The 26,922-nt window shown below is 62.1% G+C and carries 25 protein-coding genes; 14 read left to right on the forward strand and 11 right to left on the reverse strand.

The features are described from left to right. Window positions 1-78 precede the first annotated feature (78 nt). The 8 genes from GTF44_RS16405 to paaZ all read right to left on the reverse strand — a co-directional run bounded on the left by GTF44_RS16405 (window position 79) and on the right by paaZ (window position 7,496). Window positions 79-894, reverse strand: a complete 816-nt coding sequence (locus tag GTF44_RS16405) for a class I SAM-dependent methyltransferase (protein ID WP_171559925.1) — start codon at window positions 892-894, stop codon at window positions 79-81. 53 nt (window positions 895-947) lie between these two features. Beyond that, the gene (locus GTF44_RS16410) at window positions 948-1,997 is read right to left on the reverse strand and encodes a 2Fe-2S iron-sulfur cluster-binding protein (protein WP_171559923.1); all 1,050 of its coding nucleotides are present in this window, start codon (window positions 1,995-1,997) and stop codon (window positions 948-950) included. A gap of 10 nt (window positions 1,998-2,007) precedes the next feature. Further along, entirely contained in the window at window positions 2,008-2,496 is a 489-nt protein-coding gene (paaD, locus tag GTF44_RS16415; protein ID WP_145213929.1) for a 1,2-phenylacetyl-CoA epoxidase subunit PaaD, read from the reverse strand. Continuing rightward, complete coding sequence (gene paaC / locus GTF44_RS16420) at window positions 2,490-3,236, reverse strand: 1,2-phenylacetyl-CoA epoxidase subunit PaaC (RefSeq protein WP_171559922.1); 747 nt, start codon at window positions 3,234-3,236, stop codon at window positions 2,490-2,492. Before paaC ends, paaD begins: the two co-directional genes overlap by 7 nt. Then, window positions 3,236-3,520, reverse strand: coding sequence for a 1,2-phenylacetyl-CoA epoxidase subunit PaaB (gene paaB / locus GTF44_RS16425; RefSeq protein WP_171559920.1), 285 nt, complete (start codon window positions 3,518-3,520; stop codon window positions 3,236-3,238). The genes paaC and paaB overlap by 1 nt, the downstream gene beginning before the upstream one ends. A 72-nt stretch (window positions 3,521-3,592) precedes the next feature. Then, window positions 3,593-4,576, reverse strand: a complete 984-nt coding sequence (paaA, locus tag GTF44_RS16430; RefSeq protein WP_171559918.1) for a 1,2-phenylacetyl-CoA epoxidase subunit PaaA — start codon at window positions 4,574-4,576, stop codon at window positions 3,593-3,595. Between the two features lie 76 nt (window positions 4,577-4,652). Further along, window positions 4,653-5,459: a PaaX family transcriptional regulator C-terminal domain-containing protein gene (locus tag GTF44_RS16435; RefSeq protein WP_171559917.1), complete on the reverse strand. Its 807-nt coding sequence runs from the start codon at window positions 5,457-5,459 to the stop codon at window positions 4,653-4,655. Between the two features lie 9 nt (window positions 5,460-5,468). After that, entirely contained in the window at window positions 5,469-7,496 is a 2,028-nt protein-coding gene (gene paaZ, locus GTF44_RS16440; protein ID WP_171559915.1) for a phenylacetic acid degradation bifunctional protein PaaZ, read from the reverse strand. 78 nt (window positions 7,497-7,574) lie between these two features. On the opposite strand from paaZ, the gene paaI reads away from it, so the two are divergent. The 9 genes from paaI (at window position 7,575) to GTF44_RS16485 (ending at window position 14,416) form a co-directional block, all read left to right on the forward strand. Then, window positions 7,575-8,006, forward strand: coding sequence for a hydroxyphenylacetyl-CoA thioesterase PaaI (paaI, locus tag GTF44_RS16445; protein ID WP_171559913.1), 432 nt, complete (start codon window positions 7,575-7,577; stop codon window positions 8,004-8,006). Then, window positions 8,006-9,316 carry a phenylacetate--CoA ligase PaaK gene (paaK, locus tag GTF44_RS16450; RefSeq protein ID WP_171559912.1) on the forward strand — a complete coding sequence of 437 codons (1,311 nt, stop codon included), beginning with the start codon at window positions 8,006-8,008 and terminating at the stop codon, window positions 9,314-9,316. The genes paaI and paaK overlap by 1 nt, the downstream gene beginning before the upstream one ends. A gap of 4 nt (window positions 9,317-9,320) precedes the next feature. Continuing rightward, on the forward strand, window positions 9,321-9,896 hold the full coding sequence (locus GTF44_RS16455; protein ID WP_171559910.1) for a TetR/AcrR family transcriptional regulator: 576 nt from the start codon (window positions 9,321-9,323) through the stop codon (window positions 9,894-9,896). 46 nt (window positions 9,897-9,942) lie between these two features. Next, on the forward strand, window positions 9,943-10,383 hold the full coding sequence (locus tag GTF44_RS16460) for a GFA family protein (RefSeq protein WP_171559908.1): 441 nt from the start codon (window positions 9,943-9,945) through the stop codon (window positions 10,381-10,383). 116 nt (window positions 10,384-10,499) lie between these two features. After that, window positions 10,500-11,252, forward strand: a complete 753-nt coding sequence (gene mtgA / locus GTF44_RS16465; protein ID WP_171559907.1) for a monofunctional biosynthetic peptidoglycan transglycosylase — start codon at window positions 10,500-10,502, stop codon at window positions 11,250-11,252. Between the two features lie 54 nt (window positions 11,253-11,306). After that, a complete protein-coding gene (locus tag GTF44_RS16470) occupies window positions 11,307-11,972 on the forward strand; it encodes a glutathione S-transferase family protein (protein ID WP_145213896.1) in 666 nt (221 codons plus the stop codon). Further along, window positions 11,969-13,000, forward strand: a complete 1,032-nt coding sequence (gene queG / locus GTF44_RS16475; RefSeq protein ID WP_171559905.1) for a tRNA epoxyqueuosine(34) reductase QueG — start codon at window positions 11,969-11,971, stop codon at window positions 12,998-13,000. Before GTF44_RS16470 ends, queG begins: the two co-directional genes overlap by 4 nt. Further along, window positions 12,991-13,857, forward strand: a complete 867-nt coding sequence (locus GTF44_RS16480) for an NAD-dependent epimerase/dehydratase family protein (RefSeq protein ID WP_171560519.1) — start codon at window positions 12,991-12,993, stop codon at window positions 13,855-13,857. Before queG ends, GTF44_RS16480 begins: the two co-directional genes overlap by 10 nt. 70 nt (window positions 13,858-13,927) lie before the next feature. After that, window positions 13,928-14,416 carry a murein L,D-transpeptidase family protein gene (locus tag GTF44_RS16485; RefSeq protein ID WP_171559904.1) on the forward strand — a complete coding sequence of 163 codons (489 nt, stop codon included), beginning with the start codon at window positions 13,928-13,930 and terminating at the stop codon, window positions 14,414-14,416. Window positions 14,417-14,428: 12 nt separating this feature from the next. Here GTF44_RS16485 and GTF44_RS16490 read toward each other — a convergent pair whose 3' ends face one another. After that, window positions 14,429-14,995 carry a CAP domain-containing protein gene (locus tag GTF44_RS16490; RefSeq protein WP_145213884.1) on the reverse strand — a complete coding sequence of 189 codons (567 nt, stop codon included), beginning with the start codon at window positions 14,993-14,995 and terminating at the stop codon, window positions 14,429-14,431. A gap of 181 nt (window positions 14,996-15,176) precedes the next feature. Here GTF44_RS16490 and GTF44_RS16495 point away from each other — a divergent pair, with 181 nt between their 5' ends. Both GTF44_RS16495 and GTF44_RS16500 read left to right on the forward strand, forming a co-directional pair. Continuing rightward, window positions 15,177-15,767 carry a L,D-transpeptidase gene (locus GTF44_RS16495; RefSeq protein WP_145213881.1) on the forward strand — a complete coding sequence of 197 codons (591 nt, stop codon included), beginning with the start codon at window positions 15,177-15,179 and terminating at the stop codon, window positions 15,765-15,767. A 148-nt stretch (window positions 15,768-15,915) separates the two neighbouring features. After that, a complete protein-coding gene (locus GTF44_RS16500) occupies window positions 15,916-16,095 on the forward strand; it encodes a hypothetical protein (protein WP_145213878.1) in 180 nt (59 codons plus the stop codon). Window positions 16,096-16,169: 74 nt separating this feature from the next. On the opposite strand, the gene rlmN is transcribed toward GTF44_RS16500, so the two are convergent. Beyond that, window positions 16,170-17,354 (reverse strand): 23S rRNA (adenine(2503)-C(2))-methyltransferase RlmN, encoded by a 1,185-nt coding sequence (gene rlmN / locus GTF44_RS16505; protein WP_171559902.1) that lies wholly within the window; start codon window positions 17,352-17,354, stop codon window positions 16,170-16,172. A gap of 66 nt (window positions 17,355-17,420) precedes the next feature. Next, window positions 17,421-17,951, reverse strand: coding sequence for an invasion associated locus B family protein (locus GTF44_RS16510; protein WP_171559901.1), 531 nt, complete (start codon window positions 17,949-17,951; stop codon window positions 17,421-17,423). A 171-nt stretch (window positions 17,952-18,122) separates the two neighbouring features. Between GTF44_RS16510 and GTF44_RS16515 the strand changes: the two genes are divergently transcribed. From GTF44_RS16515 to pbpC, 3 genes are all read left to right on the forward strand, one after another. After that, complete coding sequence (locus GTF44_RS16515; RefSeq protein WP_171559899.1) at window positions 18,123-19,130, forward strand: asparaginase; 1,008 nt, start codon at window positions 18,123-18,125, stop codon at window positions 19,128-19,130. A gap of 177 nt (window positions 19,131-19,307) precedes the next feature. Continuing rightward, window positions 19,308-24,734, forward strand: coding sequence for an alpha-2-macroglobulin family protein (locus GTF44_RS16520; protein WP_171559897.1), 5,427 nt, complete (start codon window positions 19,308-19,310; stop codon window positions 24,732-24,734). 3 nt (window positions 24,735-24,737) lie between these two features. Further along, complete coding sequence (pbpC, locus tag GTF44_RS16525) at window positions 24,738-26,783, forward strand: penicillin-binding protein 1C (RefSeq protein WP_171559896.1); 2,046 nt, start codon at window positions 24,738-24,740, stop codon at window positions 26,781-26,783. Window positions 26,784-26,922: the final 139 nt, after the last annotated feature.

The raw sequence follows: 26,922 nt of genomic DNA on the forward strand, positions 1-26,922 counted from the left end.
GGTCTTCTCTGCTTCTCAAATATCCCCGCCGGAGGCATCCAACTCGGCGGCCTCACGCCTGCAGTCCGATTGGAGCGCCTAACTTGCCACGCGCTCCAAGACGACCAGCCGATATTCATGCTCGCGGGCAAACTTCTCCGCCCGCCCGGTGCGCCGGTTCAGCTTGTCCAGAACCCGGCCTAGCATCTTTTCCATCAGCCAGGCGCGCCACGGATATTCCCGCGCAATCTCCGCCCGGAACCGCGTCACGAAGGGTGCCACCTTATCGTTCTTAATGCTCTCATGGATCACAAAGGTCGGGGTGATCGCATCGGTCATGTCCTCATCGCTGACAATCCGAAACGCGCCCTGCGCCGCCACCGCGTCCAGAAACGCCTGATGCGTGCCGCGCGTGCCATCGCCATGCGCAAATCCAGGCCGGCGGAAATAGTCGAACATCACCATGCCCCGTGTGGCGTAACGATCAACCTGAGCCAGCGCTTTCTCCAGATCGATATAGTGAAAGCTCTCTGCGAAGAGGCAGATATCGAACCGCGCGTCGCTCTCAAACTCTTCAAACAGCGCGTCGTAAACCCCCGTGCCGTCCGGCAGCTTCGCCCGCGCCATTTCGTTCATCTGTACCGAGGGAGAGACACAAGTGACCTCAAAGCCCCGCGCGATCAGCGCCTTGGCGTTCGCCCCCGTGCCGGAACCCACATCAAGAACACGCGACACCCCCTCGGGGATCACCTCAACCAGCTTCTCAAAATAAGCCTGCTGCGCCCGGCCCATCGCCTCGGCGGAGAGAACCTCCGGCACACCATCGGGGAAATAGCCATAATGCGCAAAGCCATGCCCAAAGATCACTTCAGACATCAACGCCGTGGCTTCGAGTTCAAGATTTTTAAGTTTCATGGCCGCTCCATAACGCAAAATCGCGTCAGGAACAGCCAGTTTTCAACGCCCGATCAGGCCGCGTCAAAATCCAAACGCAGCTTCTTGCTGGTCGGTCGCGATTGACAGGCCAGCGTGAACCCCGCCTCCAACTCCCAAGGCTCCAACGAGTAGTTCACCGCCATCTCGGCGCTGCCTTCCTCCACCTTGCAGCGGCAGGTGCAACACATGCCGCCCCGACAAGAATAGGGCAGTTCCAAACCCGCGCGCTCCGCCGCCGCGATCACCGTCTCATCCTCGGGGCCATAGGTGAACACCCGCCGCGCCCCATCCAAGACGACTTCCACCTCAACGCCCTCCGCCGCTGCGGCCTCCGCCTCGGCCGATTTCGGCATTCGGGGCGCCTCTCCCGCCATGAAAAACCGCTCGTGATGAATGAGGTCGCGATCGATGCCAAGCGCCGTTAACGCCCCCTCCACCGCGTCAATCATCTCGCCCGGCCCGCAAAGGAACACCCCATCCGCATGCGCCAAATCCACCGCGCCCGCCTGCACCAGCCGCGTCACCTTCTCCGCATCCACCCGGCCCGACAGAAGCGCCACATCCTGCGGCTCCCGGCTCAGCACATGGATCAGCGTAAACTGTCCCAGATAGCGATCTTTCAACGCCTCCAGCGTCTCGCGGAACATGATGGTCTCGCTCCGCCGATTGCCATAGATCAGCGTTACATCGGCGCCACGCGCCAGCGCGTCGCCCGCAATCGAGACCATCGGCGTGATCCCCGAGCCCGCCGCGATCAATACAACCCGCTCCTGCTTGTCGCAGATAAACCGCCCCTCCGGCGGCATCACCTGCACCACATCGCCGGGCTTCAGCCCTTGCGCGAAGGTCGAAAACGCGCCGTCCTCGACACGTTTCACCCCAACGGTCAGCGGTTCCCCAGGGAGGGAGGCAATCGAGTAGTTCCGCCGCATATCCGCGCCGTTCACCTCGGCGCGCAGCGTCAGATATTGCCCAGGCTGATAGGCAAAGGTCTCGGCCAGCGCCTCGGGCAACTCGAAAGAGATCGCCACCGCCTCATCGGTTTCCGCACGCACCTCCGCCACGGTCAGGTCATGAAACATGGGCTCCCCCTCAAATGCATTTGAAATAGTCAAACGGCTCGGCGCAGCTCAAACAGCGATACTGCGCCTTGCAGGCCGTCGACCCGAATTCGCTGATCTTCTCGGTCTGCTCCGAGCCGCAACGCGGGCAGGCCACCGTCACTTCCCCAAAGAGCGCGCGCACGGAGCCCGACGCCTCCACCGGCGGCGCAATCCCATAGGCGCGCAGCTTCTCGCGGCCAGCTTCGGTGATCCAATCTGTTGTCCAGGGTGGCGACAACACCCGCTCGATCCGCACATCAAACCCGGCCTCGCGAAGCGCGACTTCAATCGCCATCTCAATCGCCATCGTCGCGGGGCACCCGGAATAAGTCGGCGTCACCTTGGCCACCGCAACCCCATCGACCAGATCGACGCTACGCAAAATGCCAAGCTCTTCGACATTGACGCAGGGCACCTCCGGATCCGGCACCGATGCTGCCGCGTCCCAAGCGCGTTTCTGGTCCAGAACCGCTACCATTCCGCCCCCGGATGCGCGCGCTGAAGATACTGCATCTCGGCCAGAAGATGGCCCAAACCTTCGCCATGAATGCCGTCGCGACCGCCCGCTTGCGGATAGGGCACATCGGGCAGCTCCAACAACGCCTCGCCAAACACCATCCCGATCACCCGGTCCCATTCGCCGCGCATCTCGGCGCGAACCGGCAAGATCCCATCGGCCTCGCAAGATACCGCCGCCGCGCTGCTCTCGAAAAGTTCTCCGGTGAACCGATGCAGCTCGACGACAGCCGCCTGCATCTTCGCGGCACTTTCCTCGGTGCCATCGCCTAGCCGGATCACCCACTCCCCCGCATGGCGAATGTGATACGCCATCTCCTTCACCGCCTTGCCCGCGACCCCACGGATCACCTCATCGGGCGAGGTCAAGGCCGCCTTCCAAAACGGCTCCATAAAGGCGGCGAAATAGAGTTGCCGCAGCATGGTCTGCGCAAAATCCCCGTTCGGCCGCTCGACCAACAGGCAGTTGCGATACTCCCGCTCCACGCGCAGCATCGCCATATCGTCTTCGGACCGACCTTTGCCCTCTAGCTTCGCGGCATAGTCATAAAGCACCCGCGCCGTCCCGATCAGATCCAGCGCCATATTCGGCAGCGCGAGATCCTCTTCCAACATTGGCGCATGGCCGCACCATTCGGAAATCCGGTGCCCCAGGATCAGATGATCGTCGGCCAGCTCCAAAACCGCGTTGAGCAAGGCCATCACATATGCCCCACATCTTCGGGGATCTCATAGAAGGTCGGATGGCGATAAATCTTATCCGCCGTCGGCTCAAAATTCTCCGCCGCCTGATCCGGGTCGCTGGCAAAAACCGCCGCGCTCGGAACGACCCAAATGCTGACGCCTTCGCCGCGCCGGGTATAGACATCACGGGCGGCGTTCAGCGCCATGACCTCATCCGCCGCATGTAGCGAGCCACAATGCTTATGGCTCAACCCGTTCCGGGGCCGGATAAACACTTCCCACAAAGGCGTCGCCTCAGCCATGATCCGCTCCTTCTCTGCTTCTCAAATATCCTCGGGGGGTCTGGGGGGCAGACAGCCCCCCAGCCTTCCGGCTCACTCTGCCGCTTGCTTTCGCGCCGCGCGCTTCTCCGCATGGGCCAGCGCGGCTTCGCGCACCCAGGCGCCATCATCCCAAGCCGCTTTCCGATCCCTGATCCGGTCCACATTCATCGCGCCGCCGCCTTTCACGACCTGCCAGAACTCGGACCAGTCGATCTCTCCGTGATCGTATCCGCCCTTTTCCTCGTTCCATTTCAGGTCTTTATCCGGAACGGTCAGGCCCAAGAACTCGGCCTGCGGCACGGTCGCGTCGATAAATTTCTGCCGCAGCTCATCATTGGAGAACCGCTTGATTTTCCAAGCCATCGACTGATCCGAATGTTCGCTATCGGCATCATGCGGCCCAAACATCATCAGGCTCGGCCACCACCACCGGTTCAACGCATCCTGCGCCATGTCGCGCTGCGCGGGCGTGCCATTGGCGAGCGTCATGACGATTTCATAGCCTTGGCGTTGGTGGAAACTCTCTTCCTTGCAGACCCGGATCATCGCCCGGGCATAAGGTCCAAAGGAGCACCGGCAGAGCGGGATCTGGTTCATGATCGCGGCACCATCCACCAGCCAACCAATCGTGCCAATATCGGCCCAGGACAGCGTCGGGTAGTTGAAAATACTGGAATATTTGGCTTTGCCCGAATGCAACTCCTCGGTCATCTCCTCGCGGGAAACACCCAAGGTCTCGGCGGCGGCGTAGAGATAAAGCCCATGCCCGCCCTCATCCTGCACCTTCGCCAGAAGCGCGGCTTTGCGTTTCAAAGAGGGCGCGCGGGTGATCCAATTGCCCTCGGGCAGCATCCCCACAATCTCGGAATGCGCGTGCTGTCCGATCTGGCGGACCAGAGTCCGGCGATAGCCCTCGGGCATCGCGTCATTCGGCTCGATCTTCTCCTCGGCATCGATGCGGGCCTGGAATCCCGCCAGAAATTCGGGTGTCTCTTCGGTGCTGCTGTCAGCGCCAATCAATCCTTGGGAATACATGGCCGATCTCCTCCCAGATGCGGGTCTGAGAGAGAAATAGGTTACAAAAAATCGCGAATCAACGATTTTTTGTAACCTATTTTTGGTAACCGAACCGCTCCCAGTAGCCTCGGTCGGGCATCGCCAGGGCGCGAAACCCGTCGCCCGGGGCCTGCAACCACTCTTCCGCCGCCCCGGTCAGGGCCCAATAAGCCCGCCCGATATTCTCCCGCAATTTCAGGCCCGCCCACCCCTCCGGTGCCAGTTTCTGCGGCACTTCCGGATAGCGCAAAACATACCGTCGCCAGCGGTGAATTAAAACCATCCGCGCGGCCAGGGCATCGAGCTCGCAATCGGGAGAAAACGTGACGTCCAAATAGCGCAAAAGAGCGGTGAGTTGGTCCGCTTCGGCCTGATGATCGGGTGAGATCGCCTGCAAACTGTCGGGCATCGATTCGATCCAACCGGCCACGGATGCGCCTTTCTCAACCGGTGCAAAATCAACCGGCCAGAGCCCGACACCCGGCGCAACGGCCAGGCCCCGCGGCGCATCCGAGACCGCCATCAACCAATGGACCGGTTCCTCATCGCGCGGCGGCGCATAAACCAGCCGCGAGGCGGGCACAAAGGCCTCTCGGCCCTTTTCCGTAAAGCCGTAAAAGGTGTTTCGGCCTTCTTTGCTCCGCTCGGCCCAGCCATCTTTGACCAACCGCGACAGCGCCGTTTTCTGCGCCGCCTGCCCAACACCAAGCCGATCCAAAATCAGGCTCAGCCGGGTGGTTGAGATCGTCTTTTGCCGGTTCTCAACCGTATCGCCCAAAATGGTCACGATCAGTGACCAGACCCGCAATCGGCCCTGGTCATGCAAATAATCGTCGAGAAGGGGTTGCAATAAATCCGTCATCCCGCGGGTTTAGCGGGAATAGGCCACCATCGTCAAAAGCTCATATTCACCGGTCTGCTCATCATCCTGGTTGTAGAGCGTCACATTCCAGCGCACCTCGCCATAGTCATCGGTGCGCCGGGTTTTGCGCTTGGCGGTGAGGCGCACCCAGAGATGATCACCGGGGCTGACAGGTTTTTGGAAACTGAGGGCATTCAGACCCGTATTGGCGAGCACCGGCCCGGGATCAGGCTGCACAAACAGCCCAGCGGCGAAGCTTAGCAGAAGATAGCCATGGGCAACGCGGCCCGGGAAGAACGGGTTCGCCTGAGCCGCCTCTTCATCCATATGGGCGTAAAACGTATCGCCGGTGAAATGGGCGAAATGCTCGATATCTTCGAGCGTCACCTCACGCGGCGCGGTCTTGATCGTATGGCCGATCTCGATCTCGTCAAAGGTGAGCTGGAACGGATGGGTTTTGGGCGCAATTTCTTCCGCGCCATTGACCCATTGGCCGGTGACCGCGGTCAACATCCGAGGCGAACCCTGAACCGCCACCCGCTGCATATAATGGAGCACGCCGCGGATCCCGCCCATCTCTTCGCCACCGCCGGCCCGGCCCGGGCCGCCATGGGTCATATGCGGCAAGGGCGAGCCGTGGCCGGTGCTCTCGCCCATACTGTCGCGGTCATTGATATAGATGCGACCATGCCAAGCCCCGGCCTCCGCCACCATGCTTCGTGCAACGGCGGGGTCATGTGTGATCACAGAGGCCACAAGGCTGCCGCCGCCGCGATTTGCCAGATCGGCGGCATGAGCGAGATCGCGATAGGGCATGAGCGTGGAGACCGGCCCAAAGGCTTCGGTTTCATGCACATGACGTGCAGAATCAGGCTCTAAACAGCGGAGTAGGGTCGGATTCAGAAACGCGCCGACGGTCGCGTCGGCCCCATCCACTTCGATCATATCGCTGTCGCCATAGAGCACCTCCGTCTCACTGGCGATGTGTTGGAGTTTTGTGATCACATCTTGCTTCTGATCGGCTCCGGCGAGCGCGCCCATCCGGGTTGTCTCAAGCGCCGGGTCGCCGATCCGGGTTTTGGCAAGCTTTGCGGCCAGCGCCTCACCGACTGCATCAAGTTGCGCCTCCGGCACAATGATCCGGCGGATCGCGGTACATTTCTGCCCCGCTTTCGTCGTGATCTCCCGAGCGGCTTCTTTGATGAAAAGATCGAACTCCGGCGCATCCGGGGTGACATCCGGGCCCAGAACCGACGCGTTCAGACTGTCCTGCTCAGCGATGAAGCGCGTACCATGTTTCAACAGATGCGGGTTGGACCGCAGCATCAGCGCGGTGTCGGCAGAACCGGTGAAGCTCACCACATCCTGCGGGCCAAGACGGTCCAGAAGATCGCCTGTGCCGCCGATGATCAACTGCACCGCGCCCTCTGGCAGCAGGCCCGAGTCAAGCATGATCCGCACGCATGCCTCGGTCAGATAACAGGTCGCGGTGGCCGGTTTGACGATGCAAGGCACCCCGGCCAGAAGCGCGGGCGCGAGCTTTTCCAGCATCCCCCAAACCGGGAAGTTGAACGCGTTGATATGGACGGCAACGCCGCGCAAAGGGACGGCGACATGCTGCCCCAGGAAGGTGCCGTTGCGGGAGAGCTGCTCGACGTCGCCATCGATATAGATATGGCCCTCCGGCATCTCCCGGCGGCCTTTTGAGGCGAACACGAACATCGTGCCAATGCCGCCATCGATGTCGATCCAGCCATCGGCGCGGGTGGCGCCGGAAAGCGGGTTCAGCGCGTAAAGTTCTTCTTTCCGGCCATCAATGTACTGCGCGAGCGCTTTCAGCATCTTGGCTCGCTGGTGGAAATCCATCGCGCGGAGCGCTGGGCCACCCATATGAACGGCATGGTCGATCATCGCTTGGGTATCCAGCGCGGCACCGCCGCGGGCGATGACCTCGCCCGTCACGGCGCTATACATTTTCCGGGCATTGGCATCCGGCGCGACCCACTGGCCGGCGGCGAAGCTTTGAAGCTCTAGCATCAATTCATCCTCCCTTGCCAAACAGTCTTGACCGATTGGTCGGGTTTGCGTCAAGCTGCTTTCCGAGGGAGGACGGGAATGACACCAGAAGAACGCGCGCGGCGAAGCGCCGAGGCGATGTGGGCCGGCGATGCCGCATCGAAATGGGTCGGCATGCGACTGGAAGAGGTCGGGCCGGGCTATGCGCGGATGTCTTGCGAGATCCGGCCGGAGCATCTGAACGGGCATCAAATCTGCCATGGCGGGGTGATTTTCAGCCTGGCCGACAGCGCCTTTGCTTTTGCCTGCAACAGCCACAATCAACACGCCGTCGCCCAGCACAATTCGATCAGCTATCTGAGCCCGGGGCAACCAGGCGAACGGCTGACGGCGGAAGCGCGCGAAGTGTCTAAACAAGGACGAAGTGGGATCACCGACGTGGTTGTCACAGGTGGCGACGGGCGGCGCGTGGCGCTGTTCCGGGGCGCATCCCGCAGCCTTCAAGGCACGCATTTCGAGGAGGAGAAGTGATGTTGGACCTGACGCCGAAGCGCGAGGACCTGGACCCGATCGAGATTGCCAGCCGAGACGAAATCTCCGCCCTGCAATTGGAGCGGATGAAATGGTCCCTCGCCCATGCCTATGCCAATGTGCCCTTTTATAGAGACAGTTTTGACAAGGCGGGCGTGCATCCCGATGACCTGAAATCGCTCGCGGATCTAGCGAAATTCCCCTTCACGGTGAAGCAAGATCTACGCGACAATTACCCGTTTGGGATGTTTGCCGTGCCGCGGGATAAGGTCGCTCGGGTGCATGCGTCTTCGGGCACAACGGGGCAGCCGACGGTCGTGGGCTATACCGCGAAAGACATCGACACATGGGCCACCTGCGTCGCGCGGTCGATGCGGGCCAGCGGCACGCGGCCGGGCGATGTGGTGCATATCTCTTATGGCTATGGGCTTTTCACCGGCGGGCTTGGCGCGCATTACGGGGCGGAGAAGTTGGGCTGCACGGTTGTACCGGTTTCCGGTGGGATGACACCGCGCCAGGTTCGGTTGATCGAGGATTTCGGCGCTTCGACGATCATGGTCACGCCGTCCTATGCGCTGTCGATTCTCGATGCGTATCGAGAGCAGGGGCTGGACCCACGCAAAAGCCCCCTGAAGGTCGGGATTTTCGGCGCGGAACCTTGGACCAACGCGATGCGGGAAGAGATTGAGCAAGCGTTCGACATGCATGCGGTTGATATCTATGGCCTGTCCGAGGTGATGGGGCCGGGTGTCGCCAATGAATGCGTGGAGACCAAAGACGGGCTGCATATCTGGGAGGATCATTTCTATCCCGAAGTGGTGAACCCCGAGACCGGACAACCGGTTGCCGATGGCGAACCGGGGGAGCTGGTCTTTACCTCGCTCACCAAAGAGGCCTTCCCGATCATTCGATATCGGACGCGCGATCTGACCCGGCTTTTGCCCGGGACGGCGCGGAGCATGCGGCGGATGGAGAAGATCACCGGACGGTCAGACGATATGATCATCCTGCGCGGGGTGAATATCTTCCCGACCCAGATCGAAGAGCAGTTGATGGAGGTCGCGGGACTTGCGCCGCATTTCCAGATCGAGTTGAGCCGCGAGGGGCGGATGGATGAGATGACCGTGCATGTCGAGGCGGCAGACGGGCCGATGGGTTCGGAGACGCTGGACGCAGCGGCGGCAAATCTGAAGCGGCGGATCAAGGAGCGGGTCGGCGTGACGGTTGGGATCACGGCGCATGGCTCGGGCGGCGTCGCGCGGAGCCAGGGCAAGGCCGTGCGGATCATCGACAACCGGCCGAAGGGCTGAACCGATGCCGCGCGGATTGGCCCGAGATCATGCCGAGAAACGCGCCGCCTTGCGCAAGGGGGCCGCGACGCACTTTGCGGAACACGGCTATGATCGCGCTTCGATGGCGTCGGTGGCGGCGGCCTGTGGCGTCTCTAAAGCGCTGATCTATCACTACTATGACAGCAAGGAGGCGCTGCTCTTCGACATTCTGGAAGGGCATCTCGGCGCTTTGGTCGATGCGGTGGAGGCGGTGCCAGAGGGTGATGCGCCGGAGGCCCATCTGCGCGCGTTGATCCACGCGATCCTCGCCAACTACCGCGACGCGGATGCCGAGCACAAACTGCAAGTCGATGCTTTGGAGACCTTGCCAGCCGAGTTGAAAGCCCCCTTGGTCGACCTTCAACGTCGTCTTGTGCAGCGGATGGGCGACGCGTTGGCCGCAATTGGCGTCCGCAAAGAGCCGCGCGCCGTGACCATGACCGTTTTTGGCATGCTGAACTGGTTCTACATGTGGCACCGGCCCGGCAAGGGGATCAGCCGCGCCGCTTATGGCGATCTGGTCACCGATATGGTGTTGGACGGCGTCCGGGGGCTTTGAGAACGGCCCAGTCTTGATAAGCTGCCCCTTCAGAGGAGGGGATATCATGACGACACGAACCGCCACCTGCCGCTGCGGCCAACTGACGGCGACATGCACGGGCGAGCCGGTGCGTATCTCCGTGTGCCATTGCCTGGCCTGCCAGAAACGCAGTGGCAGCGCCTTTGCGACCCAAGCCCGCTGGCCAGATGCGCGCGTTCAGATCGATGGCAGGTCGAAAACCTGGTCCCGGATCGCCGATAGCGGGCACCGGGCCACCTATCGGTTCTGCCCCGACTGCGGATCGACGCTCGCCTATGTGATCGAGGGCTGGCCAGGGGTCACGGCGATTCCCGTGGGGAATTTCGCTGACCCCACATTTCCGGCGCCGCTGTTCTCCGTCTATGAGCATCGGAAACACACCTGGGTCGATATTCTGGGCGCAGACGTCACGCATTCCGCGAGCCCGTCCAGCGCGCGCAATCCAGGCGTGGATTTGAAGCGCTAGGCGATCAAATCGGCATCACTTGCCGATAAAGCCCTGCGGTCCATCACATGGAGGGCTTTGGTTTTGCCGCCAACGGGGGTATTTCTGATCCAAAGAAGACCCAAATGACGGGCGAGATGGCAAAACGAGCAACATCCCGAAAGCGGAAACGCGATCCGGTGCGCAAAGCCCTGACACGCGAGACCTCGTGGTTTCGCGGCGTTGTGCAGCGTGTCGTGCGATGGGTCACGCGGGCGATTCTCCTGTTCGTCGCCTTGGGCGTGGTCTGGGTTGCGCTCTATGCTGTCGTGCCGGTACCGCGGACGCCCTATATGATCTCGGAGGGCTGGCGGCTGAACGGGATCGAGCGCGATTGGGTGCCGATAGAAGAAATCTCGCCGCATTTGCAGCGCGCCGTGGTGGCTGCAGAAGATGCGAATTTCTGTCTGCATTGGGGGTTCGACATGAACGCGATCCGCGATGCGATTGCCGATGGCGGATCGCGGGGCGCCTCGACAATCAGCCAGCAAACGGTGAAAAACACCTTTCTCTGGCACGGGCGATCCTGGCTGAGAAAGGCGCTTGAGGCGACGATCACCCCGGTGATGGAACTGATCTGGCCCAAGCGCCGGGTGTTGGAGGTTTACCTGAACGTTGCCGAGTTTGACGAGGGGGTGTTTGGGGCCGAAGCTGCGGCGCTGCATTACTTCGGCGTTACTGCCGCAGATCTGACACCGACCCAAGCCGCGCGGCTCGCCGCGATCTTGCCAAGCCCGCAAACACGCTCCGCATCAGACCCAAGCAATGCGACCCGCCGCCGGGCCGCGAGCATCCTGGATGGTGCGGCAACGATCCGCGCCGATGGTCGGGATGCGTGCTTTGCGAATTGAAATTGCCGCTTGGGCGAGGCAAAGAAGGGGTCGAACAAGAATGAAGAGCCGAGCATGACGCGCCTATATCATTTTGCCCTCTCGCCCTTTTGCCGCAAAGTTCGCCTGGTCTTGGCCGAAAAGAAGATCGAGGTGGAACTGGTTGATGAGCGGTATTGGGAGCCGTCGACCGAGTTTCTGCGCCGGAACCCCGCCGGAAAAGTGCCGGTTCTAAAGATTGATGGGCTGATGCTGTCGGACAGTCAGGCGATTTGCGAATACATCGAAGAGACCGTGCCGACGCCGCCCTTGATGCCGAGCGAGGCCAAGGGCCGCGCCGAGGTGCGGCGGCTCTGCGGGTGGTTTGACGACAAGTTCCATCGCGAGGTGACGGCCAATCTGGTCTATGAGCGGGTCAATAAGAAGATCATGCGGGGCGGCTATCCTGACGGCAAAGCGGTGAAAACCGGGGCGCAGCAGATCAAATTCCATCTCGACTACATGAACTGGCTGCTTGATCATCGCCGTTGGCTTGCGGGTGATCGGATGAGCCTCGCGGATTTCACCGCCGCGGCGCATCTGAGTTGTCTCGATTACATTTCGGACGTGGATTGGAACCGGTCCGAGATCGTCAAAGACTGGTATGCGAAGATCAAATCGCGGCCTGCGTTCCGGTCGATCCTGGCCGATCAGGTGTCTGGTTTCATCCAGCCGCCCCACTACGCCAATCTGGACTTTTGAGCGATCTGCGCGCGGCACTCGAGGCCGAGGCCCGCGCGGCTGGCTTTGCAAAACTTGGGATTTGCCGCCCCGATGCCATTCCTTTGGCCCCTGAGCGGTTGGCGGATTATGTGGCCGAGGGGCGTCATGGGCAGATGGGCTGGATGGAGGAGCGTATGGGATGGCGCGGCGACCCGGCAGCGCTTTGGCCCGAGGCGCGTTCCGTCATCATGCTCGCCGAGATGTATACGCCAGAGGTCGATCCGCTGGCCGCGATTGAGCAGCGAGATCGGGCCACAATCAGTGTTTATGCCCAGAACAGAGACTATCATGACCTGGTGAAGAAGCGTTTGAAACGGGTCGGCCGCTGGCTCTTGGAACAGCGGCCCGGAGAGGCGATCAAAGTCTTTGTCGATACCGCGCCCGTGATGGAAAAACCGCTGGCCGAAGCGGCCGGGCTGGGTTGGCAGGGTAAGCATACCAATCTGCTGAGCCGGGATTTGGGAAACTGGTTCTTCCTCGGCGCGATTTTCACCACGGTGGCGTTTGAACCTGACACGCCGGAGGGCGAGCATTGCGGCTCCTGCACGGCCTGTCTGGATATATGCCCGACCAAAGCATTTCCCGCGCCGTTCCAACTCGATGCGCGGCGCTGCATCTCTTATCTGACCATCGAGCATAAAGGGCCGGTGGATCTGGAACTGCGGGCCAAGATGGGCAACCGGATTTATGGCTGCGATGACTGCCTGGCGGCCTGTCCATGGAACAAGTTCGCGGTGGAGGCGCGAGAGATGCGCTATGCCGGGCGACCAGAATTGCAATCTCCGCCTCTGGAGGATCTTGTGGGGCTGGATGACGCCGCATTTCGAGCGCTGTTTTCGGGCTCTCCGATCAAGCGGATCGGGCGCGACCGGTTTGTCCGCAATGTGCTGTATGCGATCGGGAATAGCGGCGAAAAACGGCTCGAATCCGCAGCGCAGAGCCTGATTGATGACCCAGATGAGGCCGTTGCGGATGCGGCCCGATGGGCGGTGGAGCAATTGCGATGATTTTGTTGAGTTTCGGCCATGGTTATTCGGCGCAGGCTTTGGCACGGCTTTTGCCATCGGACTGGGAGGTGATCGGCACCACGAGACAGGCGGAGAAAGCAGACGCGCTCCGCACGGATGGCCTTACCGCCCGCCTATTCCCCGGCGACGACCTGCGAGATGACCTGGCGCGGGCGACGCATATTCTGATCTCCGCCGGGCCGGGACCGGAGGGCGACCCAGTTTTGGCAGCTTTGCGGGACGAGATTTCGGCGGTCGCTGGTGATAAGGCTTGGATCGGCTATCTCTCGACCACCGGCGTTTATGGCGACCACCAAGGCGGGTGGGTCGACGAAGCCACGCCGCTAACCCCCTCAACCGAGCGGGGGAAGGCCCGCGTCGCGGCTGAGGCCGCTTGGCAGAACCTAGCCGCCGAGACCGGCGCCCCGCTGCATATCTTTCGGTTGGCGGGGATTTATGGCCCGGGCCGGGGACCGTTCGCCAAAGTTCGGCGCGGGACGGCGCGGCGGATCATCAAACCGGGGCAAGTGTTCAGCCGCATCCATGTCGACGATATCGCGCAGGTGCTTTGGGCTTCGATGACACGGCCCAATCCAGGCGCGATCTACAATCTTTGCGATGATGAGGCCGCCCCTCCCGAAGATGTGATCGCTTATGCGGCGGAACTGTTGGGCCTGCCGACACCGCCAGCGATCCCGATTGATCAGGCCGAGATGTCGCCAATGGCCCGCAGTTTTTATGCCGAAAGCAAGCGGGTATCGAACAAACGGATCAAAGAGGACCTCGGCGTGACCCTGCGCTATCCAAACTATCGCGTTGGGCTTCAGGCGCTCCTGGCGGCGGAGGCCACCGATTAACGATTCCTTGGCAAGCGCGGTTGCTGTATCAATGCGCCCAACAACAAGAGCAGTGGATCGGACCCAACACATGCGGATTCTGAGTTTTGTGCTGATGAGCGTGCTGCTTCTGGGCACGGCAGCCTGTTCGCGCATTATCGACTATAACGGGCCGGAAGTGACCCGGATCGAGGTCCACAAAAGCAGCCGCCAGATGTATCTTCTCCACCATGAAACGGTGCTGGAAAGCTATGAGTTTGAGCTTGGGTTCGCGCCGACGGGCCACAAAGAGGTGGAAGGCGATGGGCGAACGCCCGAGGGGCGATATTACATCGACCGGCGCAATCCCAATAGCGACTTCTATCTGTCGATCGGCATCAGTTATCCCAATGCCGAAGACCGCGCCCGGGCGGCAGAATTGGGTGAATCGCCCGGTGGAGATATCTTCATTCACGGCACGCCGCGCCTGTTTCGCGGTGAGGATGATTGGACCTGGGGCTGCATCGCGGTGACCAACGCCGAGATACGGCAGATTTACGCGATGGTGAATAACGGCACCATCATCGACATCTTTCCCTGAGGAGCCGGTGTTTTAGAAGGCGGCTGCCTGCGCTATCGGTGTTGGCACATTCTGCGCGGTGCTGGCCCCATCGCCGGTCACCATGGTCCACCAGATTTTGCCGTTCTCCTCCTGAAAGAACGCAAAACCCAGGTCGCGCGCGGTGGGGTCGGTGATTACATCGCGCGTGTCGGGCTGCTGCATCCAGGCGGCGACGGTTTCCAACTCGGACTCATAGGTCTCCGAAATGTTTTCGCCGAGAACCGTGCCGAGATACCCCACGCGCCGGGCCCGGTCGATCGGCGACGAGCCGTCGGAGCCGAAATGCCATGGCCGGTTTTGCACCGACATATCCCGCGAATGCGTGGCGGCCGAGGCGTTCAACTCGGCATTGAGTTGCAAAGGCGGCGCGCCCGCCGCCGAGCGCAACGAGTTGATACTGTCGAGCACGCGAAACTGAATACGCGCCTCATCATTGGGGTTGATTCGATAGATTGTCGGCAGCGGACGCCCATCAGGCCCCAAACGCGGCGATGTGTTCGACACGCAGGCCGAAAGCGCCAAAGCGCCGGTTGAGAGAAGCATAAACCGTCTGTTCATCACCCAAAAACCTGTCTCAAAGCCCGTTTCTTGACCCCGAGACTTACAGGGCCGCCTGCGCTCAATCAAACACAACTGGCAGATTTTCGCGCGCTCACAGCATTGTTTGATTTGCGGATACGGCGCCCGCGCCATAATTTGCGCATTGAAATCGGGCGTGCCCTCCCGAAGGAGATTGTTTATGCACAAGCCAACGCAACTGTCCCGCCGTCTGTTCTTGAGCACCGCTGCTGCCGGTCTGGCGGCGCCTGCCCTGGCACAATCGGCGAATGAGACCGTCGAGATTGAACTCGATATCTCACAAAGCGTCCGCCACAATATCTCGAGTTTCCGAACGCTCGACTGGCGGCCCTATTTCAGCGACACGCGGAACGGCGCGATCTTGGTCGATATCACCTCACGCGCCTTGCATTATTGGAGCGAGGACCAAAGCACCTATCGGCTTTACCCGACCTCTGTGCCGCTGTCCGAAGACCTGACCCGGCGGGGCCGCACCGAAGTCGTGCGTATGGTTGAAGGCCCCGATTGGCGGCCAACTCCGGCGATGCAGGAACGCAATCCAGAATGGCCCGACTATGTGCCACCTGGCCCCGACAATCCGCTTGGCACCCACGCGCTTTATCTCAGTTGGACCTATTATCGGATCCACGGGACCCATGATACGCGCAAAATAGGGCGCCGGTCGTCGAATGGCTGCATCGGGCTTTACAACGAACATATCGCTGAGTTGTTCGCCATGACCAATCGCGGCACGCAAGTGTTGCTTATTTGACGACAAATCGCCTCTCGTGAAGTTTCGGGCATTTCCGCAGCATTGCAATCGACTGTCATTGCTGGTTAAACCGGATCACGAGGTACAGTCTTGGGTGCCCTATAGCTGCGCAATTCCGCGCCATAAGGGGCGTATCTTGGAGGATACTATGAAGAAACTCGCTCTCGCCGCCGTAATTTCGGTTGCCGCCACCTCCGCTTTCGCAGGCGGCATGGCCGAACCGGTTCTGGAACCTGTTGTTATCGTTGAGGACACTTCGACCTCTGCTGGTGGCATCATCGTTCCGATCTTGGCGCTTCTGCTGATCGCTGCTGCTGTCGCCGACTAATCGGTCACAGCGTTAGTGCTAGGTAAAAAGGCGGTCCGTTTGGGCCGCCTTTTTCTATTCCGTTATGCTATGATTTAGCCGGGTAGGCCGGTTTCCGCCGCAATCTGCGCGCGGGACTTCCGCGCCCGCTCGGTGGCGGATTTCAATTGGCCGCAGGCGGCCATGATGTCTTCGCCACGCGGGGTTCGGATCGGACTGGCATAGCCAGCTTTGTAGACGATATCGGCAAACTTCTCGATTCGCTGCCAATCGGAGCGCTCATAGGGCGCGCCAGGCCATTCATTGAATGGGATCAGGTTGATCTTCGCCGGAATGCCCTGGATCAGCTTGACCAAACGGCGGGCGTCTTCATCGCTGTCATTCACGTCTTTCAACATGACATATTCAAAGGTAATCCGCTCGCTGTTCGACGCTTTCGGATAGGCCCGCAATGCGTCCAGCAACTCGGCAATCGGCCATTTCTTGTTGATCGGCACCAGCTTGTCGCGCACCTCGTCGGTGGTTGCATGGAAACTGACGGCGAGCATACAGCCGATCTCTTCGGCGGTCCGCGCAATCTCTGGCACAACGCCGGAGGTCGAGAGTGTGATCCGGCGGCGGCTGAGCGAGATACCTTCCGGATCCATCGCAATTTTCATCGCATCGCGAACACCTTCGAAGTTATAGAGCGGCTCACCCATCCCCATCAGCACAATGTTCGACAGAAGGCGCGGTTTCGCATCGGACCCTTCACCGGGCTCCGGCCATTCATCCAGGTCGTCGCGGGCCAGCATCACCTGACCAATGATCTCACCAGCGGTCAGATTGCGCACCAGTTTCTGCGTGCCGGTGTGGCAGAACGAACAAGTCAGCGTGCAACCGACCTGGCTGGAAATGCAGAGTGTCCCGCGATCTTCCTCGGGGATATAGACAACCTCGACCTCATGGCCGCCAGCGATCCGCACCAGATATTTCCGGGTGCCATCGGCGGAAACCTGACGGCTGACGACTTCAGGCAGAGCGATGACAAAACGCTCCGCCAACTCGGCCCGATAGGCTTTGCTGAGATTGGTCATCGCATCGAAGTCGCGAATGCCCTTTTGGTAGATCCACTGCCAGATCTGGCCCACGCGCATCCGCGCCTGTTTCTCCGGCGCGCCATGGGCAATCAACGTGTCGCGCAATTGCGGACGTGTCAGGCCCACCAGATTGATGGGCCCGTCGGGCAATTTACGCGGAATGGTCAGAACATCCTGCGTGACAGGGGCGCTGGCGGTCATGGGCGGTTTCCTCGGAGTGTCGCGGTCACATATAGGCCCGCGCGCCGCAAAGCAAACCCTTCTGCGTCAGCCTCCGCAGCGCGCCTCGGCATCCTCGACCGCGGCGGTGAAGCCCAAAAGCGAGAATGTGTCCTGCGTTTGCGTGCCACGGGACGACCGCGCCGTCAGCACCGCCTCGGCGCCGCGCTTCATCGCGGTCACGATCCGCTGATCATCCTGCTCGGATGCGGCCCAAGCCATTTCGCCATCGGTGAAAAGCTCAAAGGTTGAGCTGCCGATCTGCATGCTAACGGTGGAGCCTTCGGCAAAAGGATAGCCACCGGTAAACGACACCTCGCCACGTTTCTCTTCGGCGGGCCAATAGCTGACAAACATCAGAATCTCACCGCGCCGGACGGCGACAACCCGGCCATCACGTGTGTTGACGGTTTCGCTTGGCGTCGACACGACCCAGCACTGCGTCGGGTCGTCTTCAACGAAAACGCTCCAATCGGTCTCGGCATTGACCCGATTTGTCGATGTATCCTGCGCCCAGGCCCCGATGGCGGCCAGGCCTAGCGCCGTTGCGGCAAACGCACCCAACACCCAGTGTTTCATCTTACTTCCTGCCTCCAGCCCTATTCTGCCTCTGCTCCGATCCTGCGGGTTTTTGCCTCTGAGAGATGGAACGGTGATTTCACTTTCTGCTGGCGCAGATTAACCTGATTTTCAAGCGTGGGGAAAGCCCCGGTGGCAGAAATTCGCCGGGATGTGAAGAGGAGCGGAAGAATGCCGAATGCGGAGCCATTGGTCGAGGTCTGGCGCGGGCCGTTTTGCGAGAGCTTGCATCGCGGCCATGCAGTGATTTGGGACGCGGGCGGGGATGTGGTCGCGGCCTGGGGCGACCCGGATGCGGTGATCCTACCGCGCTCGTCCTGCAAGATGATTCAAGCGCTGCCTTTGATCGAAAGCGGCGCGGCGGAGGCTTTCGGGTTGAGCGATGCCCAACTGGCGCTGGCCTGCGCCTCGCATCAAGGCGCACATGTCCATACGGAGATGGTTGAGGCCTGGCTGGACGATCTGGGCCTGCCGGAAGATGCATTTCGCTGTGGCCCACAAATGCCCAATGACAGAGACGCGCGCTATGGGCTCATCCGGGCGTTTGAAGAGCCGGGACAGAAGCACAACAACTGCTCGGGCAAACATTCCGGCTTTCTGACGCTCAGCAAACACCTGGGGGCAGGTCCTGAATATGTCGATTTGGACCACCCTGTGCAGATCGCGGTGAAGGCCGCTTTTGAAGAGACGACAGGTGAAACGAGCCCCGGCTATGGGATCGATGGCTGTTCGGCCCCGAATTTCGCCTGCACGGTGACGGGTTTGGCGCGTGCGATGGCCGGTTTCGCCGCCGCGACGGGCGATGGAGATACCCGAGATCAGGCTCAGCATCGGCTGACCCGAGCGATGGCGGCGTATCCGCATCTGGTCGCAGGCGAAGGCCGGGCCTGCACCAATCTGATGCGCGCGATGGAGGGCCGCGCCTCGGTCAAGACCGGGGCCGAGGCGGTGTTTATCGCGATCCTGCCAGAGCAAAAGCTGGGCATCGCGGTGAAAATCGAAGACGGCACGACTCGCGGCGCCGAAGCGGTGATCACGCAACTTCTGGTCGGGGCGGGTGTGTTGGAGGCAGATCACCCGGTGGCGCATCAGTATCGCTATGGCCCGATCCGCAACCGGCGCGAGATCGAGACAGGACAGTATCGGTTGGCTGCAGGGCTGGCTGATTGGACACTTTGAGCAGTTGCTTGCGGCGCGACGACCTTTGGTCGAGGTGGTCTTTCAAGCAAACCCGTCGTCGCGCGACCTCTTTTGGGTGCTCAAGATTGACGCAGTATCGCGCCAGAGGAATCGTGGACAGAAACCGGGCCGAATGGCACGATAGAGGGGATTTTTATTGACCTTTGGGAGGCTGTCATGCGCCCGTTTTTTGCTCTTCTTATCAGCATTCTTCTCTCCGCGCCGGTTTTCGCGCAAGAGGCCGTGCCGGAGCGATACATCGCAATCACCCGGGATATCGATTTCCCAGGCGGCGATTTGAGACCGCTATTCGACACTACATTCGAAGCCTGCAACGCGGCCTGTTTGGCCGATCCAAACTGCGGGGCCTTTACTTTCAATCAACGCTCCAATGCCTGCTTCCCAAAATCCGGCGTCTTGGCGCAAGAGCCTTATGAAGGTGCGCTGTCTGCGCAGGTTTACGCCACCGATGCGGGCGTCTTGGCACGGCTGGACAGCCGGGTCGCGGCGCTGTCGTTCTTGCGTCAGGGCGATCTGCTCGCAGCACGCGGCCAGGCCAACACTTTGGCCACACGGCACTACGCGGGCAGTTGGACGGCGCAACAGCTGGTCGATGCAGCTCGCAACGCAGCGGCGCAAGGCAACATCCAAAGCGCGATGCAATTCACCGGTGCCGCCATCACACGGAGCGATGACCCAGCGCTTTGGGCCGAATATGCGCGCCATCAACTGGCGTTGAGCCAAGAGCAGGGCCAATCGCGATTTCAACTGGAGAGCGGCGCGCTCAACGCCGCAGTGAATGCGGCGCTCCGCGCGCCGAATGGTCCGGTTCTTGCGGACGTATTGGACACACTGGCCGAGACCCTGGAACGGCGCGGACGTGGACGCGACATGATCCCGGCGCTCCGTCTGGCCTTGGCGCAAGGACAGCTGGAGGATCTGGCGCAAGCGCTGGATCGCGCGATCGGGCTTTATGGCTTCCGCGTCGTCGAAACGCAGGTCGACAATGAAGCCGCGCAGCCTCGGATTTGCGCCATCTTCTCGGAAGATTTGGCGCTTGGCGGCGTGTCATATGGCGATTTCCTACAATCCGCCGTCTCTGGCCTCAGCGTTGATGCCGAAGAGCGGCAGTTTTGCGTCACGGGCGTGACTCATGGCCAACGGTACGAACTGATGCTCCGCGCAGGATTGCCCGCTGCCTCGGGTGAGGTGCTGCAAGCGCCGGTTTCGATCCGGCAATATGTGCAGGATCGGACGCCTTCGGTGCGATTCCCCGGCCGGGCCTATATCCTGCCCCGCAGTGAAGCCGCCGCGATCCCGGTTGTCGCGGTGAACACCGATGAAGTGACATTACGTCTGTTCCGCGTGTCAGATCGCAACTTGGTCCGCTCGCTTCAGGAGGATTATTTCGGGCGCCCCCTGAACGAATGGGAGATCGACCGTTTCACCACCGAACTGGCCGAAGAGGTCTGGAACGGCAGCGGCGAGGTGATGCAAGAGTTGAACCGCGACGTGACGACCCGGTTGCCGATGGGCGATGTGCTGAACGATCTCGGGCCAGGGCTCTACGCTTTGGAGGCGCGCGCCGCGAACCTGCCGGCGCGCGACACCACGGCGGCGACGCAATGGTTCTTGGTCAGCGATCTGGGCCTGTCCGCGATGAGCGGCACCGATGGCGTCCATGTGGTGGTGCGCGGCCTGAGCGATGCAGCCGCCCGCGCCGGTCTGACGGTCAGCCTGATCTCGGAATCGAACCGGGTCTTGGGCGAAGCCGTCACCGATGCCGATGGCTATGCCCTTTTCGACGCCGGGCTGGCGCTTGGCCGCACCGGGGCGGCGCCGGCCATGGTGACCGTGACCGATGGCAGTGACGACTATGCCTTTCTGTCGCTCCGTGAGGCGGAGTTCGACCTCTCCGATCGCGGCGTCGAAGGGCGCGAGGCGGCCGGCGCGATCGACCTGTTCCTGACCACCGACCGGGGGGCCTATCGCGCGGGCGAGACCATCCACGCGACGGCACTGGCCCGCGATGGGCAAGCGCAAGCCATCACTGGCCTGCCGCTCACCGCGATCCTGACCCGGGCGGATGGCGTCGAGTACACCCGCAGTCTGATCGATGAGACCGGGGCGGGCGGCTATGTGTTCGCATTGCCGCTTGGCAACAATGTCCCGCGTGGCACCTGGCGTTTGGCGGTTCATGCAGATCCGGACGCGCCCGCCTTGGCAACCGCAACGCTGCTGGTGGAGGATTTCCTGCCGGAGCGGATCGACGTGGTGCTGGATCTGCCCGACGGGCCGATCCGGGCAGGTGACGTGCCGGAATTGGGGCTGCAAGCCGACTATCTCTTTGGCGCGCCTGCTGGCGATTTACCAGTGGAAGGCGAGCTGGTGCTGCGCGCGCGCTCAACGCTTGAGGAGTGGCCCGGCTATCGCTTTGGCCGTTATGACCAGCCGCCAGAGCCACGTTTCTCAGGGCTGAGCAGTCGGCAAGTCACCAATGCCGATGGCAGCGCTTTACTGACGCTCGACCTTCCCGAGGTCGAGGGCCCGCCGCATCCGCGCGATCTGACCCTGACGGTGCGGGTCTCCGAAGGCTCAGGCCGCCCGGTGGAGCGGCAGATCACCCGCAGCCTGGAGCCGCAAGGCGCATTGATCGGCATCCGTCCCCTGTTTGACGGCACCTTGCCGGAAGGCGGCGAAGCGCAGTTTGATCTGATTGCGGTCAATGCCGATGGCGCGCTGCCGGTGGACTGGACGCTGAACCGGGTCGAACGCCGCTATCAGTGGTATTCGCAGGGCGGGGCCTGGAATTGGGAGCCGGTGACGACACGAAGCCGGATTGCCAGTGGCAACGCCGCGCTCGGGGGTGACCCGGTGCGGATCACGCAAGCGGTCGATTGGGGCGAATATGAGCTGCGCGTCGAAAACGCCTCTGGTGCCTATACGATCAGTTCGACGGGGTTCAGCGCCGGTTGGTATGCGCCCGCCGATGCGGGCGGCACGCCAGATGTGCTGGAGGTTTCGCTTGATGCGGAGCGCTACCAGCCCGGCGACACCGCGCAATTGCGGATTGTGCCGCGCCAGGGCGGCACGGCGCTGATCCGGGTCATGTCGAACCGGTTGATTGACATGCAGATCGTGGAGCTTGGCGACACGCCGACCGAGATCGCCCTGCCAGTGACCGAGGAATGGGGCAGCGGCGCCTATGTCAGCGCAACACTGCTCCGGCCTGTGGCGGAGATCACCGCGCAGACGCCGGCCCGCACCTTGGGTCTGGCTCATGCGACGGTGGACCCGGGCGACCGGGCGCTGGAGGTGGCACTCGATGTGCCAACGGAAGCGATGCCGCGCGGTCCGTTGGACGTGGCGCTACGTGTGGAGACCGCCGCGCCGGGCGACACGATCTACGCCTCTATCGCAGCAGTCGATCTGGGTATCCTGAACCTCACAAGTTTCGATAGCCCCAATCCACAGGCGCATTATTTCGGCCAGCGCCGCCTCGGCATGGCGCTCCGCGATGTGTACGGGCGTTTGATCGACAGCCGCACCGGGGCCGAGGGGCGGGTGCGCTCTGGCGGCGACGCGCAGGCGGGCATGCGAATGCAGGCACCTCCCCCGACCGAGGCGCTTGTGGCCTTCCATTCCGGGCCACTCACTGTCGGCGCGGATGGGCTGGCGCGGGCTAGATTCGATATTCCATCCTTTAATGGCACCGTGCGGGTGATGGCGCTGGCCTGGTCGGAAACCGGCGTGGGCCAGGCCGAGGCCGATGTGTTGGTCCGTGATCCGGTTGTGGTCACCGCCAGCTTGCCACGGTTTATGGCGCCTGGAGACACGGCGCGGATGCTTCTGGAGATCACCCATGCCACAGGGCCAACCGGCGATATGCGGCTGAGCCTCACCTCCACGCCGGGGGTTAATGTCGGATTGATGCCGTTTGGCGTGAGCTTGGGCGAAGGCGAGACGGTCCGCCTGCCAGTACCGATCGTGGCTGGCAACGCGACCGGATTGCAGGAGATCACCGTCGCGCTGACCCTACCCGACGGCAGCGTGCTGACCAAACCGCTGGCTCTGCCGGTGCAGGTGAATGACCCCGAAGTGGCCGAGACCAGCTTTGTGGCCTTGAACCCCGGCGAGACCTTCACCTTGGACGCCACGGCTTTCACCGGGTTTCGCGCGGGTTCGGGTCGGGCGACGATCTCCGCCGGGCCGCTGGCGCGGTTCGATGCGCCGGGTCTCTTGCAGATGCTGGACCGCTATCCCTACGGCTGCACCGAGCAGGTGACCTCGCGCGCGATGCCGCTGCTCTATCTCTCTTCGGTGGCCGAAGCGATGGAGCTGACCACGGCGGATGATCTGGATCGGCGGATCAACCAGGCGATTGATGAGATCTTGGTGAACCAGGCGCAGAATGGCGGCTTCGGTCTCTGGGGCGCTTATTCCGGCGATCTCTGGCTGGATGCCTATGTCAGCGATTTCCTGTCCCGCGCGCGGGCGCAGGGATATCAAGTGCCGGATCTGGCCTTCAGCCGGGCGATCGACAATCTGCGCAACGAAGTCTCCTTCTATCCCGATTTCGAGGACGGCGGCGAGGATTTGGCCTATGCCTTGATGGTCTTGGCGCGTGAAGGCACGGCCTCGATGGGTGATCTGCGCTACTATGCGGATGTCAAAGCGGGCGCGTTCGGCTCGCCCGTGGCGCTTGGCCAATTGGGCGCAGCGCTGGCGATGTATGGGGATCAGCCACGCGCCGATGCGATGTTCCGCGCCGGTTACGCCATGCTACAAGCCGAGCTGCCGCAGCAAGAGGCCGCGATTTGGCGAAGCGATTACGGCACCAATCGGCGCGATGCGGCGGGGCTCTTGTCGCTTGCGGTCGGCTCGGGTTCCGATGCGCTGCCAATCCCCGATCTAGCGCGCGTGCTCACTCCGGTGGGACGCACCGTCTCAACCCAAGAAGCGGCATGGAGCCTTCTTGCCGCCCATGCGTTGATCGATGCCGATCCGATCTCGGACTTGCAGATCGACGGGCAGCCGGTCACCGGGCCATTGGTTGAAGTGCTGCGGGCGGGGGACACAACCACACGCACCATCACCAATGCGGGGGCCGAGCGACGCGACCTGACCTTCACCCGCTTTGGGGTGCCCGAAGGTGCGACCGAGGCCTTCGGCAACGGCTATCGCATCACGCGGAGCTATGTAACGCTCGAGGGGCAACCCGCCGATCCCGCCAACGTTCCGGTGGGCACACGGCTGGTGGCCTTGCTAACGGTGACCCCGTTTGACGGGCGGGAGGCGCGGTTGATGGTCAATGACCCGCTGCCCGCCGGGTTCGAGATCGATAACCCGAACCTCCTGCGCGGCGGCGATATCCGGGCACTGGACGGGTTTAACCTGGATGACGTCGCGACCCATACCGAGTTCCGGCAAGATCGATTCCTGGCCGCCGTCGATTGGCGCACGGATCGGAGTTTCCGCCTGGGCTATATCGTCCGCGCCGTCACGCCGGGCGGCTTCCACCATCCCGCCGCGAGTGTCGAGGATATGTATCGCCCGCAATATCGGGCGCAGACCGCCTCGGGTCGCTTGGTGGTGACGGAGTAACGAATGCGGTTTCGCGGCCCTCTGATCGCGCTGACCCTGCTCCTCTTGATCGGAGGCGTGGGGTTGGCGCGGCTGAATGCTTGGATTGAAGCAACCGACCTGCCGCCCTTGGTTCTGGCGACCGGGGTGGAGGTGGTCGATCAGGAAGGCACGCTTCTCCGCGCCTATACGGTGGAAGATGGGCGCTGGCGGTTGCCGGTCAGCTTGGCGGAGGTCGATCCGAGCTTCATCGAGATGCTGGTGACCTATGAGGATCGCCGGTTCTGGACCCATCCCGGCATTGACCTCCGGGCCTTTGCCCGCGCCGGGTGGCAGGCGCTGCGGAACGGGCGCATCGTGTCGGGCGGCTCAACCCTGACAATGCAAGTCGCGCGGCTGTTGGAGGATAGCGGCACAGGGGCCTGGGAGGGCAAGCTCCGGCAAATCCGAGTGGCGCTTGCGCTGGAACGGGTGCTGAACAAAGACGAAATCCTCACGCTCTATCTGCATCTGGCGCCCTATGGCGGCAATGTGGAAGGCATCCGCGCCGCGAGCCTGACCTGGTTCGGCACCGAACCGCGCCGCCTGACCGCCGCACAATCGGCCTTGCTGGTGGCCATCCCGCAAGCACCCAATAGCCGCCGCCCGGATCGCTTCCCCGAGGCCGCGCGTATGGCGCGCGACCGGGTTTTGGACCGGGCAATCCGGTTCGGTGGCCTGAGCGAGAGCGAGATTGCCTGGGCCCGCCGTGCCCCCATCCCAACCGAACGCCGCGACTTCCCAGCGCTGGCGCCGCATCTGGCGGATCGGATGATTGCAGAGCGACCCACTGCCATGCGCCATACCCTGACACTTGATGCAGGGCTGCAAGCGCAGATGGAAGTCTTGGCTGGCCAAGCTATGGCGGGGCGCGACGCACGGCTCACCGCCGCGATCATGGTGTTGGATCACCAAACCGGCACGCTGCGCGCCTCCGTCGGGGCGGCGGATTTTGCTGATGATGCGCGGCAGGGTTTTGTCGATATGACGCAAGCTCTGCGCTCGCCGGGCTCCACTTTGAAGCCATTGATCTACGGGCTGGGCTTTGAGGCCGGGCTGATCCATCCTGAAAGCATGATCGAGGACCGGCCTGTCCGGTTCGGCCGCTATGCGCCGCAGAATTTCGACAATGTCTTTCGTGGCGAGCTGAGTGTCCGCCGCGCTCTGCAAGCCTCGCTGAACATTCCTGTTGTGAGCCTGCTGGATGAGATGGGTCCGGCCGAGATGCTGACCCGTATGGACCGCGCCGGGATGCAGGCGGAGCTTCCGGACGGTGCGCCTGGCTTGGCGATTGGCCTGGGCGGCCTTGGCACGCGGATGGAAGATCTGATGCAGCTTTATGCGATGATCGCGCGGGGTGGGGAGGCGATGCCTTTGCGCGTCCGCACCGAAGAGAATGCCGGGGCCCGCACCCGTGTGCTCTCGGAAACGGCCGCGTGGTATCTGGGCGATATCCTCTCGGGCGTTGCGCCGCCGGCGAACGCGCCGCGCAATCGGCTCGCCTATAAGACCGGCACAAGCTATGGGCACCGCGATGCTTGGGCGTTTGGATTTGATGGGCGGCATGTGGTGGGCGTCTGGCTTGGCCGCGCCGATGGCGCGTCGGTGCCGGGCGCTTTCGGGGCGGAGGTCGCCGCGCCGCTGCTCTTTGAAGCGTTCGCGCGGCTTGGCCCTGATCTGGTGCCGCTCGCGCCGCCGCCTGTGGGGGCGCTCACCATCTCGCACGCGGAACTGCCCCTGCCGCTTCGCCGGTTCCAGCCGCAAGGCGGAGGCCGTGGGGATACCGACGCGCCAGAGATCGCGTTTCCGCCCGATGGCGCGGTTCTGGCGGCCTCGCCCGACCTGCCGCTCTTGGCGCGCGTCGATCGGGGAACACCGCCCTTCACCTGGCTCTGGAATGGACGACCTGTCGCAACGGGCGTGTTTGATAGACAGGTCGACCTGGGTGCAAAGACACCCGGCTTTGTCGAATTGACGGTGATTGATGCCGCTGGCCGGGCCGAGCGCGGGTTTGTCGAAATCGCCCGCTAACGCGATCTAACTCAAACATTCGAATCGCGGTTTCCCGCTTTTGCGTCAGATCGGCCTGCAATCCTTAGATTTCTGTCACGTTTCTCACAGGCTGGTGAGCGTAAGGCGCTGTTTTTGTGAGAGTTGTTGCGATTGATCA

It is taken from the genome of Roseobacter sp. HKCCD6576-2, from assembly GCF_013179285.1.
Lineage (GTDB): Bacteria > Pseudomonadota > Alphaproteobacteria > Rhodobacterales > Rhodobacteraceae > Rhodophyticola > Rhodophyticola oceani.

What these genes read in the sequence shown, in the direction of transcription:
- GTF44_RS16405 (WP_171559925.1), bottom strand. Translation starts at nt 894, where the DNA reads ATGAAACTTAAAAATCTTGAACTCGAAGCCACGGCGTTGATGTCTGAA.
- GTF44_RS16410 (WP_171559923.1), bottom strand. Translation starts at nt 1,997, where the DNA reads ATGTTTCATGACCTGACCGTGGCGGAGGTGCGTGCGGAAACCGATGAG.
- paaD (WP_145213929.1), bottom strand. Translation starts at nt 2,496, where the DNA reads ATGGTAGCGGTTCTGGACCAGAAACGCGCTTGGGACGCGGCAGCATCG.
- paaC (WP_171559922.1), bottom strand. Translation starts at nt 3,236, where the DNA reads ATGGCCTTGCTCAACGCGGTTTTGGAGCTGGCCGACGATCATCTGATC.
- paaB (WP_171559920.1), bottom strand. Translation starts at nt 3,520, where the DNA reads ATGGCTGAGGCGACGCCTTTGTGGGAAGTGTTTATCCGGCCCCGGAAC.
- paaA (WP_171559918.1), bottom strand. Translation starts at nt 4,576, where the DNA reads ATGTATTCCCAAGGATTGATTGGCGCTGACAGCAGCACCGAAGAGACA.
- GTF44_RS16435 (WP_171559917.1), bottom strand. Translation starts at nt 5,459, where the DNA reads ATGACGGATTTATTGCAACCCCTTCTCGACGATTATTTGCATGACCAG.
- paaZ (WP_171559915.1), bottom strand. Translation starts at nt 7,496, where the DNA reads ATGCTAGAGCTTCAAAGCTTCGCCGCCGGCCAGTGGGTCGCGCCGGAT.
- paaI (WP_171559913.1), top strand. Translation starts at nt 7,575, where the DNA reads ATGACACCAGAAGAACGCGCGCGGCGAAGCGCCGAGGCGATGTGGGCC.
- paaK (WP_171559912.1), top strand. Translation starts at nt 8,006, where the DNA reads ATGTTGGACCTGACGCCGAAGCGCGAGGACCTGGACCCGATCGAGATT.
- GTF44_RS16455 (WP_171559910.1), top strand. Translation starts at nt 9,321, where the DNA reads ATGCCGCGCGGATTGGCCCGAGATCATGCCGAGAAACGCGCCGCCTTG.
- GTF44_RS16460 (WP_171559908.1), top strand. Translation starts at nt 9,943, where the DNA reads ATGACGACACGAACCGCCACCTGCCGCTGCGGCCAACTGACGGCGACA.
- mtgA (WP_171559907.1), top strand. Translation starts at nt 10,500, where the DNA reads ATGGCAAAACGAGCAACATCCCGAAAGCGGAAACGCGATCCGGTGCGC.
- GTF44_RS16470 (WP_145213896.1), top strand. Translation starts at nt 11,307, where the DNA reads ATGACGCGCCTATATCATTTTGCCCTCTCGCCCTTTTGCCGCAAAGTT.
- GTF44_RS16485 (WP_171559904.1), top strand. Translation starts at nt 13,928, where the DNA reads ATGCGGATTCTGAGTTTTGTGCTGATGAGCGTGCTGCTTCTGGGCACG.
- GTF44_RS16490 (WP_145213884.1), bottom strand. Translation starts at nt 14,995, where the DNA reads ATGAACAGACGGTTTATGCTTCTCTCAACCGGCGCTTTGGCGCTTTCG.
- GTF44_RS16495 (WP_145213881.1), top strand. Translation starts at nt 15,177, where the DNA reads ATGCACAAGCCAACGCAACTGTCCCGCCGTCTGTTCTTGAGCACCGCT.
- GTF44_RS16500 (WP_145213878.1), top strand. Translation starts at nt 15,916, where the DNA reads ATGAAGAAACTCGCTCTCGCCGCCGTAATTTCGGTTGCCGCCACCTCC.
- rlmN (WP_171559902.1), bottom strand. Translation starts at nt 17,354, where the DNA reads ATGACCGCCAGCGCCCCTGTCACGCAGGATGTTCTGACCATTCCGCGT.
- GTF44_RS16510 (WP_171559901.1), bottom strand. Translation starts at nt 17,951, where the DNA reads ATGAAACACTGGGTGTTGGGTGCGTTTGCCGCAACGGCGCTAGGCCTG.
- GTF44_RS16515 (WP_171559899.1), top strand. Translation starts at nt 18,123, where the DNA reads ATGCCGAATGCGGAGCCATTGGTCGAGGTCTGGCGCGGGCCGTTTTGC.
- GTF44_RS16520 (WP_171559897.1), top strand. Translation starts at nt 19,308, where the DNA reads ATGCGCCCGTTTTTTGCTCTTCTTATCAGCATTCTTCTCTCCGCGCCG.
- pbpC (WP_171559896.1), top strand. Translation starts at nt 24,738, where the DNA reads ATGCGGTTTCGCGGCCCTCTGATCGCGCTGACCCTGCTCCTCTTGATC.